The sequence below is a fragment of the Mesobacillus sp. genome (assembly GCF_047739415.1).
Lineage (GTDB): Bacteria > Bacillota > Bacilli > Bacillales > Cytobacillaceae > Mesobacillus.
In genome coordinates, this window is record NZ_JBIQOE010000277.1 from 1 (window position 1) to 9,830 (window position 9,830).

A 9,830-nucleotide genomic window follows, 5' to 3' on the forward strand; every position below is an offset into this window, starting at 1 on the left:
TATGGCTATAAAGGCGGTACCTCAATGGCAGCGCCAAAAACTGCTGCTCTTGCTGGTGTGGTAATCGCTAAGCACGGCAAGGACAAACTGACTCCAGCACAAGTCAAAGCAATCATCCAGAACTCTGCTGAAGATCTATTCAAACCGGGTTATGACGAGCAAACTGGCCATGGTCTGATCAATGCAGTAAATGCCCTCAAATTGAAATAATCGAATGCAAAACCGGACAGGAACTTTCCAGTCCGGTTTTTTTTATGTTGAAAAAAGGTAGAATGATTGGGCTCTTTGATTAATAGACTTAGAATGACGAAGTAGATTTTCCTCAAGGAGATAATAGATATGAGTATTCAGCAATATTACCAGCAGACAGCCTATATCAGTTTAAACGGTTCTATTATATCAGCGGGTCTTCTTACGATGATTTTGGCGGCAAGCCTGCTGTTTTCCTGGAATATACCTCTGTTCCTGGTGGCAGTACCATTCTTGTTTTTAGTTTTCCTCCATTACAATCGCTTTATTTTATATAAAAACAAGTCAGAAGAGAGCGTGGAAGCATTTCATCGATATGATGATAAACAAATCTTAAAGCAAAACCACCTGCTTATTGCTTTTGCTCCTGCGCCTGCAGTACAACTGCTCTTTTTTACTCCCGACGGAATGCTGGCTGGAGAGTTAAGGGAACTCACGACTAGAAGCTACCGTTGGTTTATCCCTTATTTTATAGATAAAAGAATCATGAAAGAATTTGGAATCTATGATTCCAAAGGAAATCTGCAAGGAAGGCTGAAACAGGAGCGTTATAGATTTAAATTACTGAATGAGCAAAAAGATATAATTGGTATATTTTTAGAGAAAAAGAAAGACAAAGAGACAATTGGTTCAGTTGTCCTGGGTGGTGGAAGGAAGTTGAAAATAGATAAGGCGCCTGGATCCATTCGTGATTTTAAACTTGTCCGAGAAGACGGCAATACGGCCGCGACATTGCGAAAAGGCTGGATGCCATTGGAGTGGACAAGGTTTTTCAAAGAAGCTAATACCCCTGTGCTAACGTTCGACTATACGATGGGAGAGGAAGAGCGGTTGGCTGTATTTGCTGCTCTCGCCAGCCAATATATGTATTACGACCATTAATTTGAAAATTGTTCCATTTTCGAAAGTTTCGTTTATCTTCAATTCGAAGAGGTTAACAAATAATAGAAACTAGAAGGAGGTTGGGACATGGTAAACCAACAATATCAGGATTGTATCCAGGCGTGCATAGAATGTATTGAAGCCTGTAATGTTTGTTTTGATTCCTGTTTAAAAGAAGAGAATGTGAAAATGATGGCAGAGTGCATTAAAATGGATAGAGAATGCGCTGAAATATGCGGCATGGCAGTAACCGCAATGCAGACAAACAGCCACTTTGTAAACCAGATTTGCGGCTTGTGTGCTGAAATTTGTGAAGCTTGCGGCAACGAATGCCAAAAGCATGACCATGAACATTGCCAAAAATGTGCCGAAGCTTGCTTTAAATGTGCAGAAGAGTGCAGAAAAATGGCATCTTAATAACAGGAGAACCAGCAAACCAAAAAGCTGGTTCTTTTTTTCTATCTGAAAATATAAATAAAGCTCTGCATTACCCCAAACACGTCTGAACAAAGAAAAAGGGTAAAAGCAGAAGCCGTGCATTACCCGAAACTCGTCTGGATAGAGAAAAAGGGTAAAAGCAGAAGCCGTGCATTACCCGAAAACCGTCTGAACAAGGAAAAGGGTAAAAGCAGAAGCTGTGCATTACCCCAAACATGTCTGGATAAAGAAAAGGGTAAAAGCAGAAGCCGTGCATTACCTGAAAAACGTCTGAACAAGGAAAAAGGGGTAAAAGCAGAACCCGTGCAATGCACGAAACTCGTCTGAATAAGAAAAAAAGGTAAAAGCAGAAATTGAAAAAATTACACGAATTTTACCCCTTATTACCTTCAATATTGAACAATTCCATTATTTATGGCATCTTGTAATATAACGAAGTGTTTTGGGGGCGTTACAATGATAATTGATTTGATTAAATGTCATGGTTCAAATAATGACTTTTTATTGATAGATGAAACCGACCGAGAATATAAGTTTGATGATTTTAAACGACGTGATCTTGCATTGGCGCTTTGTGACAGGGAGGAGTCACTGGGTGCGGATGGAATCTTGTTCATCCGTCCAAGCAGGGTTGCAGATGCTCAATATCGGATTTTTAACTCTGATGGTACAGAAGCATCCATGTGCGGCAATGGACTTCGCTGTGCAGGACGTTATGTATGCGAGAAGCTTGGCGTCGAGGAAGCCGTAATAGAAACAATGAAAGCCAACCTCAAGGTGAAGAAACATGAGGAGATTTTCGTTGATATCCCAACTTACCAGGTGGAAATATCACCGGTAACATTCGATTTGAAGGATTTGCCGTTAAATCTTGACCAGGAGACACTGATTCAAGAGAAGATACCGCAGTTATCAGAGGAATTGACGTTTACAGCACTCGCAGTCCCTAATCCTCATTTAACAGCTGTAGTAAGCAAAGAGCAATTGGATTCAGATTTGCAGACCAGATTGAGTGAAAAGGTAAATAATCCTAATGATTTATTTCCTGACGGAGTCAATGTCAGCTTTATCAGGCTCCTTGAAAAAGGCAGTATTTATGTGAGAACCTATGAGCGAGGAGTAGGCTATACGAATGCTTGTGGGACAGCGATGTCAGCATCCACACTTGTTACATGCCTGATGGGAGAGAATGAACTTGGCCAGCCAATAAATGTGTACAATAATGGCGGAATGGTTCAATGCGCTGTCCATAAAGAAGATGAGACTTATACAATCGATTTGATCGGCAATGCTACTTTTGTCTACTCGGCTCAAATAGATGTTACAAAAGAGGGGATCCTTGCGGAAATACTTGAACAGGAAGATTTCAACGAAGATACGCTCTACAGCAGGCTGAAGGAGCATGCTAAAAAGTATCTAAGCCAATTTTAAACGAAGAAAATCCTGAGGAATTTCCTCAGGATTTTTTTGTCTTCAAAACATTCAGGACCGGTTCGAAATTCTGTTCTGCTTTAGCTGCAAAATAAGTCCTGAACGGACAGCCTGACTTTTGCACGCGCTGGATGATCGTTCCTAGATGGAAATCCTCGATACTCAAATTCTCGTTTACTTCCTCCCAGAATAGCGGAGTGGCTACACCTGCATGTGATTTACCTCGAGCGGAATATGGACTGACAATCGTCTTGCCTTCAGCATGTTGGATGTAATCTACATATAATCGGTCGCCCCTGTTTTTCTTCAACCGCTCAATTGTGAACGATTCTGGGTCTTTTGAAACAAGGTAGTTCGCGATAAAGGCGGTGAACAATCTGGTATCATCATAGCTGTAGGTATTATCCGGGAGAGGAATGTACACCTGCAGTCCTTTGTTTCCAGAGGTTTTTATAAAGCTGATCAGCTTTAATTCATCCAATACCTCTTTAATATAAACAGCAGCTTTAATCGCCAAATGGAAATGATCCCTTGAAGGGGGATCAAGATCAAAGACGATTTCATCAGGCCCTCTGCTGTTGATCGTTTGAAAGGGGATATGGAATTCAATGGCGATTTGATTCCCAAGCCAAAGCAAGGTTTTCATGTTATTACAGACGATATACTCAATGCCTTCAGATCTCGAAGTTTCGACGAAATCTGGTGCATAATCAGGAACGTTTTTTTGGTAAAAGGCTTCGCCAAACATGCCGTGAGGATAGCGGATCACCGTCAGTAGCCGTTCTTCCAGGAATGGAAGCATATAGGGGGAGATCTCCCTTAAATAATGGATGTAATCAACCTTTTGAATTGGCGGTTCTTCCCAAATTGGTTTGTCTGGATGGGTGATTTCAATATCCGGTGGCAGATTCTTTTGTTGGAAAACGAATTTTTCATACGTACATGAATCTGGACTTAAATCGAAACGGAATTGATGGAAATGAGGCTCACGAAGCTGCTCTTCATAGATTTCCAGGTATTTTACATCAAGGCATATGCCTGGTTCCACATAAATGAATTGATCGTCTTCTCCACTTTTATTTTGCTTGATGATTTGATGGAGGGCATTTTTTTCCTCGGGCTTAAACCCGAAAATCACAAGCCCGATTTGATGTATTTTTGAGTCTTTATAAACAGAGATATAAAAATATCCATTGGATTTCTCATAAGCTGTCACAAAGCAGGAGACATACTTCCAGTTTTTCGTTTTAATCCAGGATTCCGTCCGTTTGCCTTCCTCCCATTTACTGTTGTATTGTTTTGCGATGACTCCTTCTCCATCATAAATGACTACTTTTTCCCATAAGCTTTTCAAATCAGTTTCGCTAGGTATAAGCTGCACCAGATCAGGGTTTTGGTGGTTGGGGGATATTGGAAGTCCAAGCTCTGAAAATAAGGATTGAAGTTTTGTCCGCCTGTCTTTATAACTTTCGGATGCTATACTTTTCCCTTTTATCCTCAAAAGATCAAACACCATCAGCCTGCATGGATTCCTATCTGCTTCTGCTTTTATTTTTTCCTGAGACCTCATCCTTCCCCTGATTTGGATCGCGCCGAAATTCGCTTTATATGGATTCTCGAGATAAACAAGCTCTGCGTCAACTGTAAGAGGAAGATACGGGCGGAACTTTTCCTTATTGGCAGCCAGGAACTCCGATAATTCAGGAAACAGCGGAAGCAGCGGTTTCCCATTCCGGCTTATCAGTTCAATTTCCTGATCCCAGGTCAACAGGGCTCGAAAGCCATCAAATTTAATCTCATAACGCCAGTCATCCCCTTGTGGCGTATCGAATGCCAGTGTAGGGAGCATTGGTTTCAGCATTTTTCCCCATCCTTTCACCAGTACTATTTATATTGTTCCTGTTTAAGCTCAAACTAGTACGCTGGCAAATGTTTTAATGCATGATAAATCCATTCTTAAGCACATTAGTAATAAAACGATAAGGTGGAGAACGTAATGCATACAATCTGGAAAGGGAGCATCAGCTTTGGGCTCGTCAATATCCCAATCAAGCTTCATGCCGCGACAGAGGATAGGGACATCAAACTGCGTACCCTTCATAAAGAGTGCCACTCACCAATTAAATATGAGAAAACATGTCCTGTGTGTGATGTTGAAGTGAAAAACGAAGACATTGTGAAGGCTTACGAGTATACAAAAGGAAAGTTTGTCATCCTTGAAGATGAAGATCTTGAAGCATTGAGGAAGGAAAACGAAGATAAAGCCGTGGAAATAATCGATTTTGTAAAAATATCTGAAATCGATCCGATCTATTTTCAGCGCAGCTATTTCATGTCTCCGAACGAGGGCGGTGGAAAAGCATATTCTCTGCTCAGGAAAGCCCTGGAGGAATCTCAGAAGGTCGGTATTGCAAAAATAATCATTCGTGCAAAAGAGCAACTTGCAGTAGTACGTGTCTATAATAATACGCTCGTCATGGAAACCATTCATTTCCCCGATGAAGTCAGAAATGCAGTGGATGTACCGAATGTACCAGCTGAAGATAAAGTTACAGAAAAGGAACTGGAAACTGCGATCATGCTCATTGATCAGCTGACAACCGAGTTTGAACCAGATAAATACAAGGACGATTATCGGACAGCGTTATTAGAGCTGATTGAAGCGAAGCGTACCGGTAAAGAACTCGTCACTCCTACAGAAAAAGAGCCTGTTTCCAATGTTACAGATCTTATGGCCGCACTCCAGGCCTCCATTGACCGTACCAAGCCAGAAAAGAAGAAAGATACCGCTCCAGCAAAGAAGAAGAAAACAGCTGCCAAACCGAAGGCAAAGGAGAAGAAACAAGCATAAAGAAACAAGTGAAAAAAGGACTTATTTGTTCAGCCGGGCTTCCTGGCTGTTCGATTGAAAGCAATAGACAGCAATCTGTCTATTGCTTTATTTTTATTCGGAAGATAATTAAAGGGAAAATCCAAATCAAAGAAGAATAAATCATTATAGAAAAGGGGGATTTTTAATGAGGAAAGTTCTTGTGCTAGGAGGAACCCAGTATTTTGGGAAAAAGCTGGTCGAAAAGCTGATAGAAAATGGCGATGAGGTGACGATAGCCACAAGAGTAACGAAAAGTGATCCTTTTGGTGAAAAGGTAAAGCGGCTGGTGATTGATCGCGAAAAGAAAGAAACGCTGGCAGCAGCCGTCGAAGATAAAGAATGGGACCTGGTATATGACCAATCCTGTTTTTCGCCAATGGAGGCGAGGGATGCAGCAGAGGTGTTAAAGGGGAAAGTTGGTCGCTATATTTTCACTTCTACTCAGGCGGTGTATGAGTTTGGCACACTGCATGCAGAAGGGAATTTTGATCCTCTTACATATGAAATAACATACAAAAGCAGAAAAGAGTATCCTGGATATGAAGGGTACAAAGAGGCAAAAAGAGCCTCTGAAGCGGTATTCCACCAACTTGGTTATTTTAATGTTGTCTCCGTCCGATTCCCGATTGTCGTCTCTGAAGATGATTACACTGAGCGTTTGAAATTTCATGTTGATAAAATACTTGCCGGCCAACCAATAGGCATTCCAAACCCTGAAATGCGGTACAGCTTCATACATGCTGATGAAGCGGCAAGCTTTCTTCTGGAAATTGGAAATTCAGCCTTTGAAGGACCGATCAATCCAGGTTCGGCAGGGGATATAAGCGTGCGTGAATTGGTCGATAAAATCGCTTTGCTCGCCAATAAAGAAGCCGTTGTGGAGAACAGCACCATAAGCGGTACTGTATCCCCTTATGCATTGCCGGGCTCCTGGTCGATCGACACTTCACTTGCAGAAGGGCTTGGCTTTACGTTCACCGACCTGAATCAATTACTGGATCAATTGATAAAATTTAATATTCAACAAAATGCATTGAATTAAGAGAAAACCAGGTGCCGATAACTCGTGCAACTGGTTTTTTCTTCATTCTGCACTTACAGAAATTTTCATTGCTGCATTATAACCGTAGCCTTTCTTGTTCCATATTGCCTCTGCAGGCTGCGTGTTCCCCTCGCTATCGGTTGCTCGGACTGATATATGATATTCACTTCCAAAATGAAATTTTATAGGATAACTCCATGGCACAGTTTGATATTCCTTAGGTGTTATCTCAAGCTTAACTTGCTCCCAGCTATCTCCATTATCAAAGCTTATTTCTACCTTCGAGACGACACCAGAACCTGTCCATGCGATTCCTTTAATTTTGTGAGTACCGCTTTTAACAAGCTGTTTATCTTGTGGCTGCTGGATAGTTGAATTCACATGATTTGTAGTCACTTGCTCAGATGTACCGTTTTTATAATAATAAACATAATCTTCAGTCTGGAAAGGACCTGTAAATTTATCTTTAATGAGAATGATTTCATTAAGCCATTTTACAGAAGCCATCCCGTACCATCCCGGAACAATCAGCCGGAAGGGGAAACCGTGTTTATGAGAGAGTGGTTTTCCATTGTACTCATAAGCAATCATCACATCAGGTTGAAGTGCCTTGGCAATTGGCAAACTTCTTTCAAAGTGGTTATATTGACTGCTTTTAATACCTGCGTCTCTCCCTCTAAAAACTACTTCGGATACACCTGCTTGGATCCCGCTGTACTCAAGCAGGGTTTTCAAGGGGACTCCCTTCCAAACACCCTCGCTCATGGCTCCGCTTTCCCACTGCTCTCCAAAGACTTTTTCCTCGAAGTAAGCCCTTTTATTTCCTGAACACTCAATTAACACCCTTGTGGATCTGGTTGGCAGTTTAAAAAAATCAGTGTAATTGAATAGTAAAGCACTATTGACTGAGCCGGAAATTTTTAGTGTAAATGACTCTGGTGTTAAAATCGGGTAGGGAAAATGATTTCGTCGGAAAAATAAAGCATTAGGTACCGGCTGAACAGAAGAAATAAAGTGAATCGGTGTTTCCTGGTTTTCAGGGTTAAGACTTCTGGTTGTTAAGTGCGGTCGCACCTTTCCGAAATTGAGATACATATTCATTCCTCCTCATCGTTAATTTATTTTTGGGACATATATGGAAGAACCGATGGGGTAGGGAAATAATAAAAGGTTTTTTTGGACGGCTGTCAAATAATATTAAGACCAGGTTCGTTCGCGGTGTAAGAACAATAAGTTTTAACAGGGGGCAGGCAGATGGAAAAGAAAAATAAATGGAAACTTATGATTTTACCTGCAAGTCTGTTTTTGCTGGCTTTTGGTTTATATGCTGGCTATACAATGTGGGAGCAAGGGAATCTTCAAGGTGCCAAGGGCAAAAGCGACTCAAGTAATCTTAAAAACGGAGGTCAGACTGTCGCTGTATTCCAGGAAGAGTCTGAACATGAAAAATACTCAACAGTAGGGAGCTTCATTCGTGAATTTCATACCAAATATAATGATACCCTTGGTTGGGGAGGAATAGATTCTGTTGAGTGGGAGGAACAGAGGGAAATAGCTTCTGAAATCATATCTGTTCTGGCAACTGTCGAAACAGACAATACTGCGCTCCAAACAGATTTTAATACCATTTTAAATTATTCCAAGACTATTGAAGATGGAAAAAAAGATAAGAAGATATTACTTCAGCTTCACCGATATTTTCATGATCTTGATATTGAATTCAACAGTTATAATAAGACGAGTGATTATTTTAATGTGACAAAATATAAAGATCCTGGGAATGGTTAATCCATTTTCATCAGGGTAACATAACAGAGAACAGCAGGCGAAGGGAGTGAGGCAGCCATGAAAATCGTGGTCATTTCTGACACTCATATGCCGAGAAAGGCAAAGACATTGCCTGAGAGGCTCCTTATTGATCTGAAAGATTGTGATTACATAATTCATGCTGGGGATTGGCAGACCGTGGAGCTATATAATGAGCTTAAAAAGTATGGACCCGTTATTGGAGTTACCGGTAATGTGGATGGTCCTGAGCTCAAAAGTCTGCTTAACACGAAAGATATATTAAGAGCGGGCGATTTTAATATAGGGATTGTTCATGGACACGGCACCGGGAAAACAACCGAAAAAAGGGCGATAGAAACATTCGCGGATGAAGAGGTCGATTGCATTGTTTATGGTCATTCGCATATTCCCGTCCTAAAGGAAATTAATGGCGTAATTGTTTTTAATCCCGGCTCACCTACTGATAAAAGAAGACAGCAGGAATTCTCTTATGGTATCCTGACAGTCGGAGAGAGAATTAAGGCAGAGCATATCTTTTTTAAAGAAAAAAATTAATCAGCTTATAAAATATAGACAGGAGTGTTATTTAGTAATGAAAGCATTTGAAGTGAAGTTCCATGCAGAAGACCAGGTGGAAACGATGAAGGTCCAGAAACTAAGCAGTGAGGATTATGACCAGGCTACTGAAGGCGGAACACGCCATTTGTTTGACTTGGATACGAATATTGGATTCTTTGTCTTTTTTGATGCAGAAAATAAAGACGGCAAGGAATATTATTTAATGCTTCAATATGAGGAACAGAAGGAAGAGCCATCGAATTGCTACGGCTTCGATCTGAAGGATTTCTATGAATTTTCAGCATTATATTTGAATGATCTTGAATTTACTGAAGAACTTAACGAAGAAGAAGGGGAGCTCGGTCCTGTTCAACACCTTGCCCATCTTCTTTATCATATTGTTGAGGAAGGTAAGACTGTAGAGGTATAATAACAAACTAAAAGAGCAGATATCTGCTCTTTTTAATTTGATTCCTCTTCTGTTTCATCCTCGGCAGGTATGTTTTCCTCGCAATACTTTTTTACTTGGATGACTTCATCATCCTCAAGTTCAAAATCAAGAACCTTTTC

12 protein-coding genes are annotated in these 9,830 nt (G+C 40.8%); 9 read left to right on the forward strand and 3 right to left on the reverse strand.

Going from position 1 to position 9,830, the window contains the following annotated elements:
- From ACH0QE_RS21895 to dapF, 4 genes are all read left to right on the forward strand, one after another.
- The coding region (locus ACH0QE_RS21895; protein WP_415802551.1) for a S8 family serine peptidase at nt 1-210 on the forward strand (210 nt) is incomplete at its 5' end.
- Between the two features lie 129 nt (nt 211-339).
- Entirely contained in the window at nt 340-1,131 is a 792-nt protein-coding gene (locus ACH0QE_RS21900; protein WP_415802552.1) for a hypothetical protein, read from the forward strand.
- Nucleotides 1,132-1,218: 87 nt separating this feature from the next.
- Nucleotides 1,219-1,548, forward strand: coding sequence for a four-helix bundle copper-binding protein (locus ACH0QE_RS21905; RefSeq protein WP_415802553.1), 330 nt, complete (start codon nt 1,219-1,221; stop codon nt 1,546-1,548).
- Nucleotides 1,549-2,025: 477 nt separating this feature from the next.
- Nucleotides 2,026-3,000 (forward strand): diaminopimelate epimerase, encoded by a 975-nt coding sequence (dapF, locus tag ACH0QE_RS21910; RefSeq protein WP_415802554.1) that lies wholly within the window; start codon nt 2,026-2,028, stop codon nt 2,998-3,000.
- Nucleotides 3,001-3,025: 25 nt separating this feature from the next.
- On the opposite strand, the gene ACH0QE_RS21915 is transcribed toward dapF, so the two are convergent.
- Nucleotides 3,026-4,858, reverse strand: coding sequence for a DNA ligase D (locus ACH0QE_RS21915; RefSeq protein ID WP_415802561.1), 1,833 nt, complete (start codon nt 4,856-4,858; stop codon nt 3,026-3,028).
- 138 nt (nt 4,859-4,996) lie between these two features.
- Here ACH0QE_RS21915 and ACH0QE_RS21920 point away from each other — a divergent pair, with 138 nt between their 5' ends.
- The gene (locus tag ACH0QE_RS21920; protein ID WP_415802555.1) at nt 4,997-5,851 is read left to right on the forward strand and encodes a Ku protein; all 855 of its coding nucleotides are present in this window, start codon (nt 4,997-4,999) and stop codon (nt 5,849-5,851) included.
- Nucleotides 5,852-6,017: 166 nt separating this feature from the next.
- Complete coding sequence (locus ACH0QE_RS21925) at nt 6,018-6,914, forward strand: NAD-dependent epimerase/dehydratase family protein (RefSeq protein WP_415802556.1); 897 nt, start codon at nt 6,018-6,020, stop codon at nt 6,912-6,914.
- Between the two features lie 42 nt (nt 6,915-6,956).
- Here the strand turns inward: ACH0QE_RS21925 and ACH0QE_RS21930 are convergent, their stop codons facing one another.
- The gene (locus ACH0QE_RS21930; RefSeq protein ID WP_415802557.1) at nt 6,957-8,015 is read right to left on the reverse strand and encodes a sulfite oxidase; all 1,059 of its coding nucleotides are present in this window, start codon (nt 8,013-8,015) and stop codon (nt 6,957-6,959) included.
- 153 nt (nt 8,016-8,168) lie between these two features.
- Between ACH0QE_RS21930 and ACH0QE_RS21935 the strand changes: the two genes are divergently transcribed.
- Genes ACH0QE_RS21935 through ACH0QE_RS21945 form a run of 3 tightly spaced genes read left to right on the forward strand, consistent with a single transcriptional unit; the run spans nt 8,169 to nt 9,690 of the window.
- Nucleotides 8,169-8,702, forward strand: a complete 534-nt coding sequence (locus ACH0QE_RS21935; protein WP_415802558.1) for a hypothetical protein — start codon at nt 8,169-8,171, stop codon at nt 8,700-8,702.
- A gap of 57 nt (nt 8,703-8,759) precedes the next feature.
- Nucleotides 8,760-9,257 (forward strand): metallophosphoesterase family protein, encoded by a 498-nt coding sequence (locus ACH0QE_RS21940; protein ID WP_415802559.1) that lies wholly within the window; start codon nt 8,760-8,762, stop codon nt 9,255-9,257.
- 37 nt (nt 9,258-9,294) lie between these two features.
- Nucleotides 9,295-9,690, forward strand: coding sequence for a cytosolic protein (locus tag ACH0QE_RS21945; RefSeq protein ID WP_415802560.1), 396 nt, complete (start codon nt 9,295-9,297; stop codon nt 9,688-9,690).
- Nucleotides 9,691-9,722: 32 nt separating this feature from the next.
- Here ACH0QE_RS21945 and ACH0QE_RS21950 read toward each other — a convergent pair.
- A partial coding sequence (locus tag ACH0QE_RS21950; protein ID WP_415802562.1) for a DUF6509 family protein occupies nt 9,723-9,830 on the reverse strand: 108 nt, incomplete at its 5' end.

Coding starts and splice junctions, on each gene's coding strand:
- ACH0QE_RS21900 (WP_415802552.1), top strand. CDS start 340: ATGAGTATTCAGCAATATTACCAGCAGACAGCCTATATCAGTTTAAAC.
- ACH0QE_RS21945 (WP_415802560.1), top strand. CDS start 9,295: ATGAAAGCATTTGAAGTGAAGTTCCATGCAGAAGACCAGGTGGAAACG.
- ACH0QE_RS21905 (WP_415802553.1), top strand. CDS start 1,219: ATGGTAAACCAACAATATCAGGATTGTATCCAGGCGTGCATAGAATGT.
- ACH0QE_RS21940 (WP_415802559.1), top strand. CDS start 8,760: ATGAAAATCGTGGTCATTTCTGACACTCATATGCCGAGAAAGGCAAAG.
- ACH0QE_RS21935 (WP_415802558.1), top strand. CDS start 8,169: ATGGAAAAGAAAAATAAATGGAAACTTATGATTTTACCTGCAAGTCTG.
- ACH0QE_RS21925 (WP_415802556.1), top strand. CDS start 6,018: ATGAGGAAAGTTCTTGTGCTAGGAGGAACCCAGTATTTTGGGAAAAAG.
- ACH0QE_RS21930 (WP_415802557.1), bottom strand. CDS start 8,015: ATGAATATGTATCTCAATTTCGGAAAGGTGCGACCGCACTTAACAACC.
- dapF (WP_415802554.1), top strand. CDS start 2,026: ATGATAATTGATTTGATTAAATGTCATGGTTCAAATAATGACTTTTTA.
- ACH0QE_RS21920 (WP_415802555.1), top strand. CDS start 4,997: ATGCATACAATCTGGAAAGGGAGCATCAGCTTTGGGCTCGTCAATATC.